General features: G+C 43.0%; 19 protein-coding genes and 3 pseudogenes. 4 read left to right on the top strand and 18 right to left on the bottom strand.

Annotation, left to right across the window (positions count from 1 at the left end):
* Window positions 1-247 precede the first annotated feature (247 nt).
* The 11 genes and pseudogenes from AC3AQ9_RS13735 to AC3AQ9_RS13685 all read right to left on the bottom strand — a co-directional run.
* Complete coding sequence (locus AC3AQ9_RS13735) at window positions 248-1,036, bottom strand: enoyl-CoA hydratase/isomerase family protein (RefSeq protein ID WP_488308063.1); 789 nt, start codon at window positions 1,034-1,036, stop codon at window positions 248-250.
* A 147-nt stretch (window positions 1,037-1,183) separates the two neighbouring features.
* On the bottom strand, window positions 1,184-2,770 hold the full coding sequence (locus AC3AQ9_RS13730) for an AMP-binding protein (RefSeq protein ID WP_488308062.1): 1,587 nt from the start codon (window positions 2,768-2,770) through the stop codon (window positions 1,184-1,186).
* Between the two features lie 58 nt (window positions 2,771-2,828).
* On the bottom strand, window positions 2,829-3,608 hold the full coding sequence (locus AC3AQ9_RS13725) for an enoyl-CoA hydratase/isomerase family protein (RefSeq protein WP_488308061.1): 780 nt from the start codon (window positions 3,606-3,608) through the stop codon (window positions 2,829-2,831).
* Window positions 3,609-3,631: 23 nt separating this feature from the next.
* On the bottom strand, window positions 3,632-5,161 hold the full coding sequence (locus AC3AQ9_RS13720; RefSeq protein ID WP_488308060.1) for a long-chain-fatty-acid--CoA ligase: 1,530 nt from the start codon (window positions 5,159-5,161) through the stop codon (window positions 3,632-3,634).
* 66 nt (window positions 5,162-5,227) lie between these two features.
* Entirely contained in the window at window positions 5,228-6,406 is a 1,179-nt protein-coding gene (locus AC3AQ9_RS13715; protein ID WP_488308059.1) for a lipid-transfer protein, read from the bottom strand.
* A gap of 61 nt (window positions 6,407-6,467) precedes the next feature.
* Window positions 6,468-7,238: a 3-hydroxyacyl-CoA dehydrogenase gene (locus AC3AQ9_RS13710; protein ID WP_488308058.1), complete on the bottom strand. Its 771-nt coding sequence runs from the start codon at window positions 7,236-7,238 to the stop codon at window positions 6,468-6,470.
* Window positions 7,239-7,264: 26 nt separating this feature from the next.
* A complete protein-coding gene (locus AC3AQ9_RS13705; protein WP_488308057.1) occupies window positions 7,265-8,446 on the bottom strand; it encodes a CaiB/BaiF CoA transferase family protein in 1,182 nt (393 codons plus the stop codon).
* A gap of 21 nt (window positions 8,447-8,467) precedes the next feature.
* Entirely contained in the window at window positions 8,468-9,625 is a 1,158-nt protein-coding gene (locus AC3AQ9_RS13700; RefSeq protein WP_488308056.1) for an acyl-CoA dehydrogenase family protein, read from the bottom strand.
* A 436-nt stretch (window positions 9,626-10,061) separates the two neighbouring features.
* Window positions 10,062-10,154 (bottom strand): annotated as a pseudogene (locus AC3AQ9_RS13695) (DinB family protein); the annotation flags it as partial.
* 67 nt (window positions 10,155-10,221) lie between these two features.
* Window positions 10,222-10,350: pseudogene (locus tag AC3AQ9_RS13690) on the bottom strand (hypothetical protein); the annotation flags it as partial.
* A 15-nt stretch (window positions 10,351-10,365) separates the two neighbouring features.
* Window positions 10,366-10,628, bottom strand: a pseudogene (locus tag AC3AQ9_RS13685) (chromosome condensation regulator); the annotation flags it as partial.
* Between the two features lie 242 nt (window positions 10,629-10,870).
* On the opposite strand from AC3AQ9_RS13685, the gene AC3AQ9_RS13680 reads away from it, so the two are divergent.
* Window positions 10,871-11,587 carry a 3-ketoacyl-ACP reductase gene (locus tag AC3AQ9_RS13680; RefSeq protein ID WP_488308055.1) on the top strand — a complete coding sequence of 239 codons (717 nt, stop codon included), beginning with the start codon at window positions 10,871-10,873 and terminating at the stop codon, window positions 11,585-11,587.
* 137 nt (window positions 11,588-11,724) lie between these two features.
* On the opposite strand, the gene AC3AQ9_RS13675 is transcribed toward AC3AQ9_RS13680, so the two are convergent.
* Complete coding sequence (locus AC3AQ9_RS13675) at window positions 11,725-12,384, bottom strand: YdeJ family lipoprotein (protein WP_488308054.1); 660 nt, start codon at window positions 12,382-12,384, stop codon at window positions 11,725-11,727.
* 251 nt (window positions 12,385-12,635) lie between these two features.
* Complete coding sequence (locus AC3AQ9_RS13670; protein ID WP_488308053.1) at window positions 12,636-13,490, bottom strand: RCC1 domain-containing protein; 855 nt, start codon at window positions 13,488-13,490, stop codon at window positions 12,636-12,638.
* Window positions 13,491-13,767: 277 nt separating this feature from the next.
* On the opposite strand from AC3AQ9_RS13670, the gene AC3AQ9_RS13665 reads away from it, so the two are divergent.
* The gene (locus AC3AQ9_RS13665) at window positions 13,768-13,920 is read left to right on the top strand and encodes a hypothetical protein (RefSeq protein ID WP_488308052.1); all 153 of its coding nucleotides are present in this window, start codon (window positions 13,768-13,770) and stop codon (window positions 13,918-13,920) included.
* 26 nt (window positions 13,921-13,946) lie between these two features.
* Window positions 13,947-14,213: a hypothetical protein gene (locus AC3AQ9_RS13660; protein ID WP_488308051.1), complete on the top strand. Its 267-nt coding sequence runs from the start codon at window positions 13,947-13,949 to the stop codon at window positions 14,211-14,213.
* Between the two features lie 99 nt (window positions 14,214-14,312).
* On the opposite strand, the gene AC3AQ9_RS13655 is transcribed toward AC3AQ9_RS13660, so the two are convergent.
* The 5 genes from AC3AQ9_RS13655 to AC3AQ9_RS13635 form a co-directional block, all read right to left on the bottom strand.
* Window positions 14,313-15,053, bottom strand: a complete 741-nt coding sequence (locus tag AC3AQ9_RS13655; RefSeq protein WP_488308050.1) for a hypothetical protein — start codon at window positions 15,051-15,053, stop codon at window positions 14,313-14,315.
* A gap of 248 nt (window positions 15,054-15,301) precedes the next feature.
* Entirely contained in the window at window positions 15,302-16,369 is a 1,068-nt protein-coding gene (locus tag AC3AQ9_RS13650) for a type I restriction endonuclease (protein ID WP_488308049.1), read from the bottom strand.
* A gap of 383 nt (window positions 16,370-16,752) precedes the next feature.
* Window positions 16,753-17,700 (bottom strand): cation diffusion facilitator family transporter, encoded by a 948-nt coding sequence (locus tag AC3AQ9_RS13645; RefSeq protein ID WP_488308048.1) that lies wholly within the window; start codon window positions 17,698-17,700, stop codon window positions 16,753-16,755.
* 38 nt (window positions 17,701-17,738) lie between these two features.
* Complete coding sequence (locus AC3AQ9_RS13640; protein WP_488308047.1) at window positions 17,739-18,068, bottom strand: ArsR/SmtB family transcription factor; 330 nt, start codon at window positions 18,066-18,068, stop codon at window positions 17,739-17,741.
* Window positions 18,069-18,253: 185 nt separating this feature from the next.
* Complete coding sequence (locus AC3AQ9_RS13635; RefSeq protein ID WP_488308046.1) at window positions 18,254-18,862, bottom strand: type 1 glutamine amidotransferase family protein; 609 nt, start codon at window positions 18,860-18,862, stop codon at window positions 18,254-18,256.
* A gap of 429 nt (window positions 18,863-19,291) precedes the next feature.
* Between AC3AQ9_RS13635 and AC3AQ9_RS13630 the strand changes: the two genes are divergently transcribed.
* Window positions 19,292-21,415, top strand: coding sequence for an MMPL family transporter (locus tag AC3AQ9_RS13630; RefSeq protein WP_488308045.1), 2,124 nt, complete (start codon window positions 19,292-19,294; stop codon window positions 21,413-21,415).
* Window positions 21,416-21,463 lie beyond the last annotated feature (48 nt).

Below are 21,463 nucleotides of genomic sequence, written 5' to 3'. Positions count from 1 at the left end.
ACCCCTCTCGTTCATGGATAGTCATCCATACCATCTTTCGAGAGGGGTTACACTTTTTTCTTAAGTTGACAGCTATGAGTTCGGCGTGAGCCCGCGGAAAGCGTCCGGTTGAAGCGGAGGAAACGATGGAAGAACCTTTTTATATTTATTCACTTGATTGAAATTAAATTCTTTTGTCTACAAGCTAAGAGGGCTGGGTTACAAGTAACCCAGCCCTCTTTCTCCACTAACAGATTGAAACTTTTTATTAATACCCTTTAAATGCAGGCTCTCTCTTACCCGAAAAAGCACCTAGACCTTCCTGGAAATCATGTGATTGTGTATGATTTTTTAGGGCCAACAGTTCTTGCCTTAGCGCAGTGTCCAGTGATTGATCTAATCCATCGGCCACTAGTCGCTTAATTTCTTTTAAGACAAGCGGACTTTTTGCTGTTATTTTATCTGTTATTTTCTGTACAGCTTCTTCAAGTTCTTCAGCAGGAACGACATCATGTACAAATCCATAATGTTTCCATACCTCAGCAGGCAGCATGTCTCCAGTAAGTAATAGATATTTGGCGCGATTAATACCTATTTCTCTAGGCAATCTGACAGCACCGCCGCCTCCAGGAAGAACACCAAAGTTGGCATGACCGTCCCCTATTTTCACCTTATCAGTAGCTACAACGATATCTGCAGTCATCGCAATTTCTAAGCCCCCAGCAACTGTGATACCGTTCAGTGCTGCGATAAGCGGTTTGGGGAAATGATTTAATTTAGTAAATAATTCATCCGCGCAGTCTATTAAGTTTTTCTGTCCATTCGGACCTTTTTCTAAATCTCCCATGAGTTCTTTTAAGTCAGCACCAGCACAGAATGCTTTACCTTTTCCAGATAATACAACTAACCGAATTTCATCATTTTGTTCTATCTCTCCAAGCACTTCAAGTAACTCTGTTATTAGTTTTTTTGTTAAAGAGTTCAGTTCATTTGGTCGATTAAAATAAATCCAAGCCGATTGCTGCTTTTTTTCATAGATAATTTCTTCATAGTTCATTTTGCATATCCCCTTTTTTATTATTATTATTCAACTAGATATTCAGAAATTTCAGATTTCTTAAATTGGATTCCGCTATTTTGATTAGCAGGGAGTAATATTGTCACTTCAGTGGAAAAATTCTTCCTTTCCACTGACGGAATATGTTTAACTCCTTTTCAATAATTCTTTGTATTCATCCTTTAATGAGCGCTTCAGTAATTTTCCGGCAGAAGTTAAAGGCAAGTCATCACGGAACACAATTTGCTTCGGCGTTTTAAAAGCTGACAGTGTCGTCTTGCAATACTTTATGATTTCTTCTTCAGTAAGCGTCGCATCATCTTTTAATACAACTGCAGCGATTACGGCTTCACCCCATCTTGAGTCAGGTACACCGAAGACTGCACATTGATAAATACTAGGATGCTGACTTAAAACATTCTCTACCTCTTGACTGGAGACATTTTCTCCACCTGATTTGACGATGTCTTTTTTACGATCAGCAAAATAGTAATTGCCATCCTGATCACGGATCAGGACATCACCCGTATGGTACCATCCATCTCTAAATGCCTTATTATTCGCAGCTTCATTATCATAATAACCGCTTACCACAACTGGACCTCTTGCAACTTGTTCACCTGGCACCCCATTCGGAACTTCATTTCCATCTTCATCGATTAATTTAATTTCACTGCCCGCATGCATCACACTTCCTACGTATCTTCCATCTCCATTTGGAACTTCATCCCATGTTTTAAACCAACCGCCAGTTAAAGGGGTTCCTGTTGATTCACTGGAACCTTGTATCGTAAAAAATTTTGCATCAGGCGCTATTTCATTCCACCCATCCACCATACTTCTAGGAATCGTGCTTGACCAAGTAATTAATTTGCGAAGAGAAGTTAAATCGTATTGATTAGAAATCCCTAATATTCCTAAATATAGAGTCGGTGGCAAAGCGGTGAAAATAATTTTATGTTTTTCTATTAACTCTGCCATTTTTTTAGGAATAGGCGTTTCCGTCATGACGATTGTCATACCAATCATCGTACTGTTCAGCAAAAAGACAAATCCCGCTAAATGGATCAACGGTAAAGATAACAGTATATTATCCCCTGGCTGAAATGCACCTGATGCCATATAAGTATAGTTCGCATGGAAAAAATTCCGATGGTTTACCAACACACCTTTTGGAGCAGACTCCGTCCCACTCGTATAAAAAAGTGCTAAAACATCCGTATCAAACATTTCTATTTCTAATTCATCTTCACTTCCCTTTTGCAAATCCCTAAAATCCTCCCAGCCATTAGGGACTTCCGTTGAACGGAGGCTATAAAATTTTTCAATTCCAGTTAGTTGACCCTCAATGGAACGCACTTGTTCAATATGAGCTTTGTCCACAAAAAACATTCGCGCACCGGAAGCATGGATAAGTTGGCTAATTTCTTCCACTTTCAACATAAAGTTCAATGGCGTATACCAAGCTCCAATTTTTATAAGAGCATAGGATAAAATAACAATTTCCGGACTGTTTTTACTAATTACAGCTATCCGATCTCCTTTTTGAACCCCAGCTTTCAACAGTGAATGAGCCACTTGATTTACCTGTTTATTTAATGCTTCATAGGTATACATTGTTTGTTCTCCGTCTGCACTGTAGTAAGCCAATGCTGTTTTGTTTGGATACCGATAACTGGTCCTTTTTAATCCGTCCCCAATTAGTGATCTTGTTCCCAAGTTTGCATTCAGCATTTTTTAGCCTCCCGTATTTAAGGGTGAATATTCAGTTTATTTTTCAGAAAATTAGAATTTAATATCCACGAAATGCAGGTTTTCTTTTTTCAATGAATGCCTGTTTTCCTTCTTTGAAATCAGCTGTTTGGAAGATAGCAGCTTGTCCGAGCGCTTCCGTTTCTAGAATACTTTCCAATGATGTGTATGGCGCTTGATGCATGATGCGTTTTGCTAATCCTAATGCTTTTGTTGGCCCGCTTGCTAGTAAATTGGCAAGTTCTTTCCCTCTTTTAAGAGATTGTCCTGTTGCTACAACTTCATTAATTAAGCCATAATCTAATGCAGTGTTTGCATTAATTGTTTTTCCGGTAAAGATTAATTCGGCTGCTTTATGCATCCCTATTTTTTGAGATAGAAAATACAAGCCACCAAGGTCAGGCAATGCACCTACTTTAGCGAAAGCTTCAGAGAAGGAGGATATTTCTTCTGCAATAATCATGTCGCAAGCAAAAGCTAGATTACAACCCGCCCCAACTGCCGGGCCGTGTACCGCGGCAATTACTGGTTTTTCCATATTATAAAGACCCAATATCGCTTCTTGTCCATGTTGCACGAATTCTTTTACTTCCATTGAATTTGAAATATCAATACCAAAGTCATGTAAATCTCCACCTGCACAAAATCCCTTTCCTTCACCATATAGTAATACTGCTCGAACGGATGGGTTTCTTTTAGCTTCATTAACTGCTTCCGCTAGTTCTGAAAGCAAATCTGCATTTATTGCATTCAATCGTTCCGGACGATTAAGAACAATTTCTAAGACACCATTATCAAAAGCTGTTTTGACGTTGGGCACGTTTACACTTCCTTTTAGATGAATTAGCGAATTGATGGATCATAGGTCTTTCTAAGCTGGTATTTTAGTAGTTTCCCAGATGTGTTTCTCGGCAGACTATCTACAAATATTACTTTTTTCGGCGCTTTATAGCTTGCTATGTTTTCTTTGGCAAATGCGATCAATGCTTCTTCTGTTAGAATGGAATCATCATCTGTCGCAACAATTGCAGTCACTACCTCGCCCCATTTAGCATCTGGCGTTCCGATAATCGCTACTTCGAGTACTTCAGGATGTGCAGATAATGTATTTTCAACTTCAATTGAATAAATATTTTCCCCGCCACTAATAATCATATCCTTACTGCGATCGACTAATTGAATATAGCCATCCCCGTCTCTTACAGCCAAATCCCCTGAGTGCACATACCCATCTATAATTGTATTAGCTGTTGCTTCTGGATTCTTATAATATTCCTTCATTTGAGAAGGTGCCTTCATAATAATTTCCCCGACTTCCGCTACTTCAGCTGACTTCCCTTCTGAATTAACAATATCGATTACTGTAAACATCGTGGTATCTTTACCTGACTTGCCAGCGTGTTCTTCATGATCTTCCGGATAAAGCATTATTGCTCCTGGACCCGTTTCTGTTTGGCCACATAAACTATAAAATTTATTGGTGCCAAAAAAGTCAATAGCCTTTCTTACATCGTTTTCTGACATAGGTGCTGCACCGTAAATCATCTTTTCAATGGATGTAAAATCAAAATCATCTTCTTTAGGCAGTTGAAGAAATGCTCTATACATTGTAGGGACACCCAATACTGCCGTAATTTTATACTTAGAAATATCCTTTAGTATTAATTTCGGGTTAAACTCCCGATAAATAACGCCAAATCCTCCGATGTAGAGTTGAGGGAGTAAACATACAGCCAGCTGTGCAGCATGGAAAAATGGAGCGAAATGCAGCCATCTCTCCTTTGGGTGAAATCCTAGAGACGCGATGAATTGTATGACAACAGATTTTACGGCTTCATGATTAAATAGTGCTCCCTTCGGGTTACCAGTTGTACCTGAGGTATACAGCATATGACAATGATCTGCCCCTAAAATCTTCGTGCCAGGATTTTGCGTGTTTGTAGAAAGTATGTCTTGATAAGATGTGAATGCTTTATTCGCCGTTTCAGGTACAGAAATTAAGTTTTTAACGGCTTTATTCTGACCGACAGCTTTCAAGATTTCTTCTTCAAATTCTGTTTCTATAATTACATGTTTTGAATCTGAATTGTCAATAATGTACGAAAGCTCATTTGCTAACAACTTAAAGTTAATTGGTACAATAACTGCACCGATTTTTGCAAGCGCAAAATAGGTGATAACAAAGTAATCGGAGTTTTTCATCAGCATTGCTGCATGGTCACCTTTCTTAACCCCCTTTGCCAGTAATCCATTCGCTAACCTATTAACGCTTTCATTAAATTGGAAATAATTATAGTGTCGGTCCTCGTACAATAAAGCTTCACGTAACGGCTGCTTTTCAGCATTAATTTCTAGAGCTTCCACGATATTCATGTTTTTCCCTCCCCTGATTATTATTTTTTGGGGCCTCTTCTTAAATGAACAAAGGCCCCCGTCCCGTTATACTGTTTGATACATCGTTACCACACAAGCGCCACCAAGTCCTAAGTTATGCTGCAGGGCAACCTTTGCGCCTTCAACCTGGCGAGCACCCGCTTCTCCACGGAGATGCCAAACGAGTTCCGTACATTGCGCAAGTCCTGTTGCCCCGAGTGGGTGTCCTTTAGACATCAGTCCTCCGGAAGGATTGACGACAAATTTCCCACCATAAGTATTATCCCGATCATTGATGAACTTCTCTGCTTCACCTTCCGCGCATAACCCTAAAGACTCGTAACTAATAACTTCATTCGGTGTAAAGCAGTCGTGCAATTCCACTACGTCAACATCTTCTGGGCCAATGCCCGCTTTTTCGTAGACTTCTTTCGCTGCTCTTTCTGCCATATTTCGGCCAACTAGATTCATGGAGCTTTCCTTCGTGCTGGGCTGGTCCGTTGTCATCGATTGTGCAGTTATTTTCACAGCATTTTGTATATTATGTTTTTTTGCAAAATCGTGGCTACAAACTATTACCGCCGCTGCACCACAGGTTGGTGGGCATGCCATTAATCTTCTCAATCCTGAATACACATCTGGCGATTGCATGACTTCATCCAATGTTATTTTATTTGTAAACAAAGAGTAGGGATTGTTGACTGCATGCTGTCTCGATTTTACTGCAACTTTTCCAAATATATCTGGATTTGCTCCGTATTTTTTTAGGTACTCTAATCTTGCTGCACCAAATACCTTTAAAGCAACTGGAGCATCTGGCAATTCAGGATTTAATTTCTCGAAGTCATCGTAAACCCATTGAAAAGGTGACGTTCGATCAGACCAATGCTCACCTAATGCCCCTGGTTTCATTTCTTCAAATCCAAATGCCAGCACACATTCAGCAGCACCAGATTCTACTGCTTGACGCGCTAAATAAAGCGCTGTTGAACCTGAAGAACAGTTATTATTCACGTTAATAATTGGAACTCCAGTCATTCCGACTCGATATAATGCGGTTTGACCACATGTACTATCTCCATATACATAACTCGCATAAGCCTGATCGACATCCGAAAGACTGATGCCTGCATCTTTTAATGCGTTGGTGATTGCTTTCGAAGCCATAATTTCATACGGCTCGTTTCTCCCCGGCTTTTCAAACTTGACCATACTCACACCAATAATGTTTGCATTGCTTTTCATTTCATTACCTCCCATTTTTTAAAAACATATTGTCAAACCTTTTGTAAAAAATAGGCCTGCTTTATCTTGGGGACATCCGTATGCCACCATCAAGACGGATGACTTCCCCATTTAAATATTCATGTTCCATCATAAACGTTGCAAAATCTGCAAATTCACTCGGTTTCCCTAAACGCTTTGGAAATTCAACACTTTCAGATAATTTCTCTATTACTTTTTCCGGTAAAGAAGCAGCCAATGGTGTCATAAATAAACCTGGTGCAATCGTATTTACTCGGATTCCAAACTCTGATAAATCTCGTGACATTGGCAGCGTCATTCCTACAACGCCAGCCTTACTAGCGCCATAACCTGCTTGCCCCATCTGACCATCAAATGCTGCAACAGAGGCTGTGTTAATAATGACTCCCCTTTCGCCGGAATCTGTAACTGGCTCATTATCTTTCATTACATTTGCAGCTAAGCGCAAGACATTAAATGTACCAACTAGATTGATATCGACTATTTGCTTGTAGTTTTCTAATGGCAATATACCTTTCCTGCCGATTGTTTTACCTGGCGTCCCTACACCGGCACAATTTACACAAATATGAATCGTGCCAAAGGATTCGACAGCTAAATCAATTCCCTTTTGCACAGATTCCTCGTCCGTCACGTTCACTTTTTGATAACGGACACTCTCACCTAATTTCTCGACAACACTTTGAGCTCTTTCATCATTTAAATCAAAAATGACAACCTTTGCTCCTTTTTCTACTAACATTTCCACAGTTGCAAGTCCTAATCCTGATGCTCCACCTGTAACTACCGCTACCTTTTCTCGTAAATCCATGTTTCCCATCTCCTTTTAAAATTTTATTAACCAAAGAGTCCTTTTTTGGTCAGTTCTACGATTTTTTCATCATTCCATCCTGCGTTCTTTAAGACTTGATTCGTATGCGTTCCAGTTTGCACACCAGCAAAACGATAAGAAGCAGACTGATTCGAAAACTTAATAGGAAAAGCAATTTGATCCTGTGTGCCACCATCCAATTTTGCTACAGGAACAATCATCTCGCGTGCTTTTATTTGTGGGTGATCGACAGTTTCAGAGAACTTCAAAACGGGTTCCACGCAACCATCAAAATCATCCCCGAGTAATGCAAGCCATGCGTCAAATGTTTTTTCTTTAAACGTATCCTTTAACTTTTCCTTAAATTGCATTTGATCCTCTGTTTTTGTACTGCTACTGAGCGAGAAGAGCGCTGGCTCACCAAGTAAAGTACACAGCTCTTTTTGAAATTTTGGCTCCACACCACCAACAGAAATGTATCGACCGTCTTTTGTCTCGTAATAATCGTAAAAAGTACCACCATTAAGTAATAATGATTCTGCCTCTGGATCCTCACCGCCTGCCAAATATCCTGAGCCATATAAAGCATTGTAAGCATAGATATTGTCCATCATGCTTACATCAATATGTTGGCCTTCTCCTGTTTGGGTACGGTGATAAACTGCTGCTAAAATACCAATCACGACGGGCATCGATCCGCCACCAATATCAGCTACTGGAATCCCCGCCGGAACGGGCGACTGATTTTTCCTCGATGAATAACTCGTAGCTCCTGATAAGGCTAAGTAATTAATATCATGCCCAGCTTTATTTCGAAGTGGCCCTGTTTGTCCATAGCCTGTAAGTGAACAATAAATAATGCTCGGATTTATTTCTTTCAAGGTTTCATAGCCAATTCCTAACCGGTCCATGACACCTGGCCGGAACTGTTCAATAATAATGTCGTACTCTTCAATGAGTTTAAAGATAATTTCCTTTGCTTCATCTTGTTTCAAATCAAGTGCGACGGATTTTTTCGAGCGGTTGAGCTGTGCATACACTGCCGAAACTTCACCTATCATCGGCGGAATATACTTTGATAAATCTTCCCGATTCGGCGAGTCCACCTTAACAACATCCGCCCCCATATCCGCTAACATCATTGTTCCAAACGGCCCCGGCAGCAGCGTCGTAAAATCCAATACTTTCAATCCATTTAAAACACCCATATTATCCCCTCCCGCAATCAACTAGCTAAATATATTCTTACTGATTATTTCTTTCATAATTTCTGACGTGCCACCATAAATTCGCTGCGCTCTTGCATCCGTATATGCCCTTGAGATTGGATATTCCTTCATGTAGCCATATCCACCAAAGAGCTGTAAGCAGCCATCCACAACTCTTCCCTGTGCTTCCGAACTTGAAAGCTTTGCAATACTTGCATCTGCAGTAGAAAGCTCGTTGGATTTCAATAATCGGAGACATTGATCGACAAATGCACGATTTATCTTTGCTTCTGTTACCATTTCAGCTACTTTATGACGAATCACTTGAAGTTGATTTAGAGGTTTTCCAAAAGCTTCTCTTTCCCCGAGATATTTTATTGTAATTTCAAGTGCACCCTCCATAGCCCCACATGCTATAATTGCCAGTGCCATCCGCTCCCTGGGTAGTTCTTTCATTAAAACTACAAAACCAGCATCTAGTTCACCTAATATTTGACTCGATGAAACGTTTACATTTTCAAGGAATAATTCAGATGTATCTTTAGCGTACAGACCTATTTTCTTTAATTTCTTCCCTCTGATTACACCCTGCTCTTTTGCATCCACTATAAATAGGCTTGTTCCCCTAGAAGCTTTCACTTCCGGATTTGTCTTGGCAACGACAATCACAAAATCAAAACTCTGACCATTTGAGACGAACGTTTTTGCACCATTAATGATATATTCGTCTGTATTTTCCTTTTTAACTGCTGAAGTCTGAATACCTTGCAAATCACTACCAGCACCGGGTTCAGTCATTGCAATAGCACTTACTAATTCCCCTGTTGCCATTTTAGGTAAATAATAATTCTTCTGTTCTTCGGTGCCTGAATTTAGAATGTAATGTGGAATAATAATAGAATGGACGGATAAATTTCCGACTATTGAGCTATAGCCAAGTTTACTTAACTCATCAATGATTGTTGCTGAATAGGATAGCGGACCACCTAATCCACCATATTTCTCTGGAACATCTACACAAAGAAAGCCTGCTTCCCCTAGTTTCTTCCATAATTCTTTTGGAAAAGCGCCGTCCTGTTCCCACTGCTGGTAGTATGGTTCAATTTCTTTTTTAGCAAAAGCTTCAACTGACTTTTTTAATAACAAGATTTCTTCATCACTATCTTTTAATTGAATCATCTTAACCCCTCCATTTATTCTCTACTCACTCTTATACATAGCAAGAACCATGCCAACTATTTTCGGCTGTTTAACAAGGGAATGCTTACAGTGCGTTGTTAATACTTGTTAACAGTGGGGTGTAAATTGATAAGTAAAATTAACAGTAAATTTTCACTTTCCTCATTAATTCGTCATAAGGGATTTAAGTTTTTTAAGAAGGGATGTTCTGTTAATCACAGATTATAGGCCGACCAACTTTGTGAGCTGCATAATGGAGGAGACATTAGAAGACGTGACCGCGAAGTTTTTAAATACACCTTTTGATATAAGTTTTGATACAAAAATGCATAAAAAAGAAGAAGATTTTCATCTTCTTCTTGAATCTCTTAAAACCCTCGTTTTGAGAGAGTTATTTCTAAAACGGTAATATATTTTCTTCATAAAAATAGCAAGTCCGTTTCTTCAGCAGCTCGTCTTCGCTGATTTCTTCGCACCACCGATACCACTCTTCCCTTACCATCCAATTGTATTGAAAAAACTTTTTCATGAATAACCTCCAATTTAGTAGATGCGACATTCACTTATTTTCTTCAGTCTAGAAACTCCTTATGCTATCACGGATGCTCTTCCAGCAGTTTGATCAACCGAATAACTTCCTCATCATCTCCTACATCAATAGATATCAATTCCGTATTATCAATAATCTCCGTATAAAATTCTTCTCCCACCGGATACTCGCCGTCCCAGCGCAGCGGCTCGATGCCGCGCCAACTGCTTACTTCGCATTGACCATATTTATTCCAACCCACAGCTGCCACTGTACCATCTCTTTTTCGCCCAACGGAGTGGCTGCTTCCGATATGGGGCTGCCCGCCGCTACTGTGACCATGTCGTGCCAGCCGTCCACATCGCATTGGCCATATTTATTATCACCTGCAGCTATTACCGTGCCGTCTCTTTTGAGGGCGACGGTATGGCGATAACCGGCTGCTATCGTATGTTTCGGTGAAATGTCATCCATGTTTGGCCTCCTAAAAACCGTATTTTATTTGGCAATATATGAAGTGATGGTTCATATGAGAGTAAAAGCAGTGACTTTCTAAATCGCTGCTCCGTCTACTCCGGGAGGAATCTTCGAATAGCGCCTCAGGACATGATTTCTTCATAAGGAAAAACTCTTTCCTTGAGCTCTTTGCTAAGTTTTTTCCTCTGCACTTTGCTACACTGTTGGATGGAACTATTGATTATAGAGGAGCTGTTCATATGCAAAACTTAGCAGGAAAAAATGCATTGATTACTGGAGCTGGGAAAGGCATCGGCCGGGCGACCGCCATCGCTTTTGCAGCGGAAGGCATCAATGTGGGTCTTGTCGGACGTACTGCAGCCAATCTGGAGAACGTGGCAGCAGAACTGGAACAGTACGGAGTGAAAACAGTATTTGCTGTGGCTGATGTCGCTGACATGGAAGCCGTCAACGCAGCAGTCGAACATATAACGGAAGAGCTGGGATCGATTGATATTCTGATCAACAATGCCGGCATCGGCAAATTCGGCAAGTTCCTTGAGCTGTCAACTGACCAATGGAAAGGCATCATTGATACGAACCTGATGGGTGTTTATTATGTAACCCGTGCTGTTTTGCCGCAGATGATCGAACGCGAATCTGGTGATATCATCAATATTTCGTCAACGGCAGGACAAAAAGGTGCACCGGTGACAAGCGCCTACAGTGCTTCGAAATTCGGTGTCCTGGGACTTACAGAATCGTTGATGCTGGAAGTCAGAAAGCACAATATCCGTGTCAGTGCCCTAACACCAAGTACGGTTGCCACTGACCTAGCATTCTCGGAAAACCTGACAGACGGCAATCCGGACAAAGTCATGCAGCCGGAAGATTTGGCTGAAATGATGGTTGCTCAATTGAAGCTTCACCCACGCGTTCTGTTGAAATCAGCTGGACTGTGGTCGACGAATCCATAATAGGATTAAGAACTCTATACATATAGAGGCCATGGATTAACCTAATTTAATGAAACAACTAAATCCCATTCAAGCAGAAATTTCTGCCTGAATGGGATTTTTTGAATGGTGTCTATTTATAGTGCTGCGGCTGCTTATCATTCATCCTTCAGCAATTTGATCAATCTAATAACTTCCTCATCCTCTCCCACATCAACAGCGACCAACTCCGTATTATCGATAATCTCCGTGTAAAACTCTTCCCCCGCCGGATACTCGCCGTCCCAGCGCAGCGGCACATTGTACACATTGATAGTGCCATCTCCGTTTCCGCTGTACGTTACGGAACCGTCCACTAAGCGGGAGCCGGCCAGCTGAATGACGTCTTCCGGATAGACGCCGCTTGTTTCATCGTCCGGATTGAGCGGCGTATCAGCGGGTATTTTTTCCACATACAAGCCGTCGATGTTCTGATTTGGCCCAAGCTGCAGCCACACTCTGGCGTATTCGATCTGCTCGCTGGAATACTTGGATAAGACATCTTCGTCTTGCTGATTACTTGCCTCTGAAGTGGTGCTATCCTGATCAGTCTTAACCGTTTCTTCTGAAGAGACTTCGTTTTCTTTATTCATATCCGCTTCCTCTCCCTCACCTTTTGATGTATTTCCATCGGTTTTGTTTGTGTCTTTTTCTGCTGATTCATTTACAGAGCTTTCTTCTGAAGTGTCTGTTGCAGCTTCTTCATTCGTGTTACTAACACAACCCGCAAGCAACAACAAAACAACACTGAGATAAAGGATCTTTTCGACTGTCTTCATTCGTCCCACCTTTCTTTCCTTATTGTTGAACTGATGAAGTTATTAACCAATTTCTTCAATGAATTTTAGCTTTCAAAATAAAAGATATAGCCACAAATTCTATATGTAAGATCAGTATTCCTCCTTCAAGATTACGAATCGTTGATAAAAAAATCAGACAGAATCCATCTGCCCAATCTTTTTCCTTCTATATAAACTGTCTCCGCTGCTTCAGCTGTTCTGATTAATTAGGTTAATCGGTCCTTTAATAATTAATTGCCGGCTGCCTGGATGCCGCTCCAATCGCTAACATTGCATTGACCTTCCGTATTCCGGCCTGCGGCGACTACCGAGCCGTCCGATTTAAGGCCGAGCGTATGCGCGCTGCCTGCCGATACCGCCACGATGTTTCGCCAATTCTTCACCTCGCATTGCCCTTCATTGTTCCGGCCTATTGCCACTACCGTGCCATCCGCTTTCACCCCGACAGTATGATTGCTGCCCGCTGCTATCGCCACGATATTACGCCAGCCGTTTACTTCACATTGATTATCCTTATTCAGCCCCATAGCCACCACCGTACCATCCGATTTTAAACCGGCGGTATGAAGGTACCCTGCGGCGACTTCCACGATATCGCGCCAGTTGCTCACATCGCCTTGGCCATATCGATTGTTTCCCGCACTTGTTACCGTTCCGCCCGACTTCAGCCCAACGGTATGCCAGTCCCCTGCCGATACCGCCACGATGTCACGCCAGTCATCTACATTGCACTGGCCTTCATTGTTCCGGCCCACAGCGACTGCTGTACCATTCATTTTGATTCCAACGGTACGGCGCCATCCCGCTGCAATCGCCGCTATATCGCACCAGTCGTTCACTTCACATTGGCCGTACTTGTTCCAACCGATAGCTGCAACTGTGCCGTCCGTTTTCAGTCCTACCGTATGGGAACTCCCTATATGGGCGCTGCCCGCGGCTACTGCTGTCATATCGAACCAGCCGCTCACATCACATTGACCATGTTTATTGTCGCCTGCCGCAACTACAGTGCCGTCCGTTTTCAATCCGACGCTATGGCGATACCCCGCCGCTATACCAGCTTTTGGCCATCGTTTATCATCCATGTTCCCCCTCCTTAAAACCGGACTTTACATCAGCTTGTTAATTCAGAGATTTTTTGCAGCTACATTTCCTAACAGGTTCAGTTGTTTGAATCTAGATTTTCTCATTAGTTACCCATAATCTAACACAGCTTTCAGAATAAAATATACAGCTTTTCATTCAATGGGATTGCTTAAAAGATCAGGCAGAATCAATCCGTCTAATCTTCATTTCTTCCACTCTTCTTTTTTGAAACATTTGGAAGTTTGTTTCGTAGTAAAGATAAGGATGGTGATCGATATGAGCAATCTGATGCTGTGGCCGATGTTCATGATGGTGTTTTATTTCGTGTTATTTGCAGTGGTCATTTATTTGATCGTAAAAGCATTCAGTTTGGCAAAAGAACGGAATGCTCTTTTGAAGGACATCGTGGAAGAACTGCGGAAGCGGTAGGAGTTTCAGGAAGGGGTGCGGTTGGGATGGGATTATTCCGGTTCTTATTTATGGAAAAGAAATACCTGGTTCACTCCGCTTTCGGCAATGAGCCGTATTTCAAGGCGGCCAATCAATTAAGCGAGCATGGCATTTCCTATGACGTTGTGCGGAAGTCGAATTACAGTGTCTTTGGCGGTGGTCAAGAAGGGGCCATGCCCTTCGCCAGGACTACTTCAGAAATCAGCAACACGCAATACGATTTCTATGTAAAAAAGGAAGATGAGCACCGGGCGGAGCAGGCTCTGCGTTGATGCTGCTGAACTCCGCAGGTAAAACCGCAGCCTTGGACTGCGGTTTTGTAGGGTTGATGGCAGAACCAGATGTCGTCTTCCGAATCCTTGTGCAGCTTTTCATGGAATAATAATCTGAAGCAAAACGGCGATAAAGAAGATGCCAAAGAGGAACGCCGGAAAACTGCTTTCCCTTTCTTCCGGCAGTTCATCGTTCAGGATGTTCAAGACCACTCCGCCTGTCAGGAAAGACGACAGAAACGCCAAGGTCAAGGGGCTTGCATGCGTCACTTCGTATAAAATCCATCCGACCAGCACCGAAACCGCCAAAATCCACCGGCCCGCCCGTGTAAAAAGGTCTTCATGCGTCAAATGGAGGACCCGGTTATTGGCGATGAAATGGAAAGAAAAAACGATAAAGTAAACGAGATACGCCCCAATGCTGTCGCCGCTCAGCTCTTGGAGCAGATAGCCGATCAAGCCGTTATACAACGCAAAGGCGCTAATTTCAAGGACAAAAACCCGTTTGGATGGCCGTGTCAAATTTCCTTTTCGCCTGTTTTCCCGCTCGGATTTTTCGCTCAGTTGATTGATGCCATAAAACACGGCGATGCCAAGCAAGGCCGCTACATAAGTCACATAGTCCACATTTTCAAGCCAAGGAAGTAAACGCGCTTCATGAGCAACTTCCTGATAATGCGTCAGTTCTGGAACAAGATGCAAAAAAACATAAGCGATGGAACCGCCGGAAACGAGCGACACCAGGCGGTTGGTCAGTCGCTTCTCCAAATGCTTAATGGCATCCGTGAAAATATGCACGGTCATGAATCCGATAATGACAAGCAGGCTTGTGATGAACATGGCGACACCCCTTCGGGAAATGTTCTTAGTGATTAATTTCGGTATACCCATTTCGCGGAATTATTAGCTCATCGCAAGCATAAATTTCCGGTTTAAATTTGGTGCAGCGGCGCTTTATGAACATCCCGGGACGGAAAAAACGCTTGGACAGCTTTTGTCTAAGCGTTTTTATATAATGGTTTCACTGTCTTGAACCTAAAAATCATTTCCACAACAATCAATTATCCATTAGTTTAAACGACCGTAACTTAAAACTTACTGGCTACCGCATTGATTCTGTCTCTGTAATTTAATATATCCGTTATACTCTCAATACTGACCTTGCTCTTGTCTTCATCATTAAATTGTATGTATTTTTGGCCGCCATTCAACCATAAGCGAACAATCCATTTTCGTATATTGTCATCAAGTAAAATGTTGAAATAGCGAAGATTATCACGATAATGAACACGTTTGAATTCTACTACATCTTGCAGCAGTATTTTTACAATAGAATATCCTTCAATTTCTTCTTCAGTAGTAACAATCAATTCCTCTGGATCTGCAACGAGTTCAACTTTCTCTTCAACGGTTGCTTCAAAAATTTGAGCTTCTTCGGAATTGGTTGATTTAAGAGCCGCATTAATTTTTTCACTGACCATTTCATTAATAAATTGTTTAAGCGACTTTTTAATAATAGGTTCAAATTTTTCCAAAGTAGTTCTAGTTTTTTTGCCTTCATAAATGTTTCCTGTGATAAAAGAAATAAACTCTTCAGAAGGATTGCTCCAAACATGATTTAAGTATTCTTTTGTTCTATTCAAATATTTCAAGTCAGAAGCCGTACTGAAAATACTTTCTAAATCGAAGCTATCTTTCTTAAACTTAAACAACTCTTGAAGTTGAGTTTCTTTGATATCCAATAAATTAAATTCAAAGAAGGGATCGGAATCCATTTTATTTACTTGTTCGAGATCAGTGAAAAAACGATAAATTATTCCATTCGTTAAGATAGCAAATTTTGCAGGGGTTGTTCCAAAATATCTGAATAACTGAGAATCATGTTTTAATAAGACATCATTTACTCCTTTAGCTTCAATTAAAATAACCGGCTGCCCTTCGCTCATGATTGCATAATCTACTTTTTCTCCCTTTTTGATACCAACATCTGCTGTGAATTCAGGTGTAAATTCCTCAGGATTAAAAATATCGTAACCTAAAATTTGAAAGAACGGCATTACAATAGATGTTTTAGTTGCCTCTTCTGTCAAAATCGCTTCTCTCATACCAGAAACACGTTTAGACAATGCTTTGATTTGCTCAGTAAATTTTTCCATAGTATAACCTCCTAATATTTTTAATATTTTATATAGTCTGTTTTTTAATTATGACATAGTAATTGTAACCATAACAGGAAATTTTTCCATTTTATTATAATTTTCATTTGATATAAATTATCTTTATACTCAGCAGATTTTAAAAAATACTTTATTCCTATATAAAAATTCCAAACAAAAACCGCAATCCTTAGACTGCGGCATCAAACTTAATTTTATTTACTCTTCATTAATTGTAGTTCTCATTGTTAAGAGGCATAGTTGGTTCTATTATTTATACTAGGCAAATTCACTTTTAGAGAAGTATATTTTTAGTTATTTCTCTAACAATTATCGAAATCTATTTATCGTATCTTTACGGATATTGTGCTTAAAAAGCGATTCTAATGCTTATGTCCATGAGATGAAGTCTCTCGATCATTCTGACACAGCAATTCATTTTCATGCGGGTGTTCGTTATTTTCCATCTGGATGGTGACGTGGCCGATCCCTTTATGCTCCAGCTCATGCTCAATCGTCCGCAGGATTTGTTGGCTCGCTTGGACGGATAAGTCTCCATCAACTACCGCATGGCAGGAAAGCGCGTTCTGGCCGCTCGTGATGCACCAGACATGCAAATCGTGGATGCTTTCAATGCCTTCCACGTTTTCCATCGTATCGATGATGTCGTCCAGATCCATGTTTTTCGGCGTGCCTTCCATCAAGATATGCACAGCGTCTTTCGTGACCCGCCAGCCGCTGACTAGAATCAGCACAGCGACAATGACGCTTGCCAAGGGATCTGCCCAGCCCCAGCCAAGGAACATGATGAGCAAAGCCGCCACAACCGCTCCGACCGACCCCAGCAAATCGCCGAGTACATGGAGAAACGCTGCCCGCACATTCAAGTTTTCCTTCGTATCGCCTCCACGCATCAAAAGCCACGCAACCAGGACATTGACGAGTAACCCGATCGCCGCGATGATCAGCATGCCGGTCGACGCCACTTCAGGCGGGTTGGCAAACCGGTGGTAGGCTTCGTAGAAAATGTAAACGGAAATCCCCACAAGCGTCACGCCGTTAAAAACCGCCGCCAGTATTTCAAACCGTTTGTAGCCGTATGTCTTGCTGTAGTCGGCCACTCTTTCGCCTAACGTGAACGCCAGTATCGCGACGCCCATCGAAATGGAATCACTCAGCATATGCCCGGCATCCGCCAGCAGCGCCAAGCTGTTTGTCAACCATCCCCCGATCGCTTCAATCACCATATATGTCGTGATGATGGCAAAACTGATGATCAACACTTTTTTATTGGCCCCATGCGTGTGGTCATGCCCATGATCGTGCCCCACTTGAAAAACCTCCTAACTGTCTTCAATCACCTGCCGGATCAATTGTGGCAGGCGTGTTCGATGGCCAGTTTCAGCACACTCATCACATGATCATCGTCATGGGAATAAAACAAAGTCGTGCCTTCCCTCCGAAATTTCACTAAGCGCAGGTTTTTCAGGAACCGGAGCTGATGCGATACCGTGGACTGCTTCAGCTGAAGCGTCTCCGCAATATCATTGACCGAATGCTCCCCTTGAAACAGCAAATTGAGGATCCGGATTCTCGTCGGATCGCCCAATGCCTTGAATGTCTGCGATACGACAAATAAAGTTTCCTCGTCCAAATCACTGCTGGTTTTTAATGCTAAATTTTCTTGGTATGGTTCCATCGGTTCCGCCTCGTTTCCTATTTTTTATTTCCGAACTGATATATGTGTATATTAGTATATGTTCATATTCTATTTTAATTAAATGTAATTGTCAAACAATTAGAAGGATCCATCCCAAATGGTAAAGGAAATAAAAAAAGAGACGGCTTTGTTCAAGCCCTCTCCTTGTCAGGTTGTCCCTGCCATTATCTATTTTTAATAAACTCATAATAGCCGCTCTTGAAAAACTCATACCACTCGTCAATCTCCGGCTGCGGCGCCGACTCCAGTGCCGTCATCACTTCTTTACCAAACTCCAGATATGCTGAACCATTGGCGGTGATGATATTGCCATCGCGCACTGCCTGCTGCTCCAAATAACACGCTGAATTCGTATAATTCTCTCCAGCTGCGTCTTGCAGTTCAGGCAAATGGTTGCTCGTATGAAGAACATCATTCAAGACTCCGTTCATCCCAAGAAAAACAGTGGCATCGCAAATCGCACCCAGAACTTTATTGCCATCCAGCGCTTTTTGCACCAGCTTCTGGACCGCCTTGCTTTCTTCTTTCCGCCACGAGTTGCCACCGATCAGCACCAATCCCGCGAAATCATCGCCCACTTCATCCACCCTATAATCCGCCACCGTCCGGAAACCGCCAATCGAACTCACCGGCTCCTTGCTGAGCGACACCGTCTTCACTTCATACTTCTGCTCGCCCTGCTCCGGCGTTTCGTTCAGCGCCGCAGCCAAAGACGCCGCTTCCCAATCCGCATACTCGTCCAGCACCACAAACAACACTTTCCCAAGCTCCATCCAACTCTCTCCCTTCATTTGAACGTGCTTTTCTTCACACAACATATTCTGCTTACTTTGCATTATAACACCTCTGAATATTCTGATATATAATAAATTTTAATGATGCTGGCATATGGAATTCACATCATTTGAGAGTAATATCAGAAGAAAAAGCGGAAGGTGGCGACTCCTGCGGAATCAGTGCGAGCTGAAGACCCTGGACTGAGCGAAGCGAATGTTTTTTCAATTTGCGACGAGTAATCGCAGGAGCAAAGGAAGCGGCTGAAGCCGCACCCGCGGAAAGCGTCCACCTGAAGCGAATTCTTCGGCTACGTCAAATCCTGAAAACTGTTCAACTCCCCGACATGAAAAATTGATATTCAATTTATATTCGTCCGCTATGATGATGTGGTTACGATACTTAAATTCGAATGAGGAGTGGCATACATGAACAAACTACTGAACCCGATCACCGACTGGGTCTCCACAAAACGCGGCATGTGGATCACCATCATCGCCTGGATCGTCGTGGCGATCGGTCTTACATTTGGGCCGACACTGAACGACTACAAAGTGACAAACTTCCAGTCGCTGCCCGATGACGCCCAGTCAATCATTGCGGACCAGAAACTGAAAGAGTATTTTCCGGACGACCAAGGGACGCCAGGCATCCTCGTCTTCCATAACAACGAAGGCGAAGTGAACTTGGCAGAAGTCCAGGAAATCATGGCCGGCATTGCGGCAGCCGATATTGAAGGCGTCGACTCGATCGTCGACATCAGCCAATTGCCGCCGCCTGCCCTCGAAGGCTTTTACTCCGAAGACAAATCCACGATGATCGTGCCGATGACTTTGGAAGCCGGCCTTGGCAGCGCTGACTTCGCCGAGATCAACGACGAAGCTTCAGAGATCGGACGCGGCATCGCCGCCGATTTTGACAGCATGCAGTTCTACATCACGGGACCTGCCGGAATTGCCGGTGACACCGTGAAGCTGTTCGAGCAAGCGGACTTTGTGCTATTGATTGCCACCGTATTGATTATCCTGGTGCTGCTGATCGTCATTTACCGCTCACCGCTATTAGCAATCATCCCGCTGCTTGCGACCGGCATCGTCTACCAAGTGGTCAACCAGGCACTCGCCTTTATGGGCGCCGGCGGCTTGGAGCTGACGAGCCAGACGACTTCGATCATGAGTATTTTATTGTTCGCGGCGGTCATCGATTACTCGCTGTTCGTGTTCTCCCGCTACCGCGAGGAACTGAACCATTTTGAGAGCAAATACGAAGCGATGAAATACGCCATGCGTGCGACCGGCGAACCGGTTTTCTTTGCCGGCGGCACCGTGCTTGCAGCGATGCTCGTTTTGTTCTTTGCGGATTTCCGCGACTACGCAAACTTCGCCCCGACGTTCGGCATGGCGGTGTTCGTCATCATGATTGCGTCGATCACGCTGATTCCGGCACTGTTCACTTTATTCGGTCGCAAAGCGTTCTGGCCGAAAGTGCCGAAATACGGCGACGCGAAAAATGTGAAACACGGCATCTGGGGACCGGTGGCAAAATTTGTCGTCAACAAGCCGCTGCTGTCCGGCGGACTCGTCGCCATCTTGATGCTCGTTTCGGCGCTGAACGTGCTGAACCTCGACTTTGAATTTGATACGGTGAAATCTTTCCCGGACGATATGCCTTCTAGAGTCGGCTATGAAATCGTCGAAGAGAAATTCGAGAAAGGCGACATCGCCCCTTCTTCCCTATTGGTCGTCAGCGATGAGCCGATTGCCGAACAGGCGGCGGTTGATCTTTCCGAGCAGCTTGCGTCTTACGATGAAATCGCTTCTGCCCTTTTGTCCAACCGCAGCGATGACGGCCAGGCATTGGAATTCAACTTGGCTTTGTCGATCAATCCGTATTCCACAGAAGCCCTGGATTTCGTGAAGCAATTGCGGGATGACAGCGGGACCTTGCTTGAACAAGCAGCGATCGACGGCGAAACGCATTTCGGCGGCATCACGCCGAAACTCGTCGATGAACGCGACGTCAACAATCAGGACATCTACAAGATTGTGATACTGGAAACTTTATTGATTCTCGTGCTGCTGTTCGCATTGACGCGTTCATGGAAAATGCCGATTTACATGATGGCGACGATTTTATTCTCTTACCTTTCGGCGCTTGGCCTCGGGATTTTCCTCATTGATGTGCTGTTCGGCTTTGAAGCGATCAGTACGCGGGTGCCGGTCTATGCGTTCGTGTTCCTGGTGGCGCTTGGCATCGACTACAACATCATCCTGATTTCGCGCTTTATGGAAGAGCGGCGTGCGCATAAAGTGAAAGACGCGCTTGAAATTGCCATCAGCCATACCGGCGGCGTGATTTCTTCTGCCGGCATCATCCTGGCAGCGACGTTTGCGGCACTCACCACCATGCCGATTGCCGATTTGTTCATCTTCGGCTTTATGGTGTCAATCGGAATTTTGATTGATACGTTCCTGGTGCGCGGCATGCTGCTGCCGGCGCTGATTTTGTTTTTTGAAAAAGATGCGGAAACGCTGCATAATGAAAGGAGTTAAAAGCCTGGATTTCGAAGTGCCGGGCTTTCCGAGTGATGGGGAGGAATT

The organism is Planococcus sp. VCh962, assembly GCF_057748275.1.
Note: the sequence above shows the minus strand (reverse complement) of the source record. Positions and strands in the feature narration are given on the sequence as shown.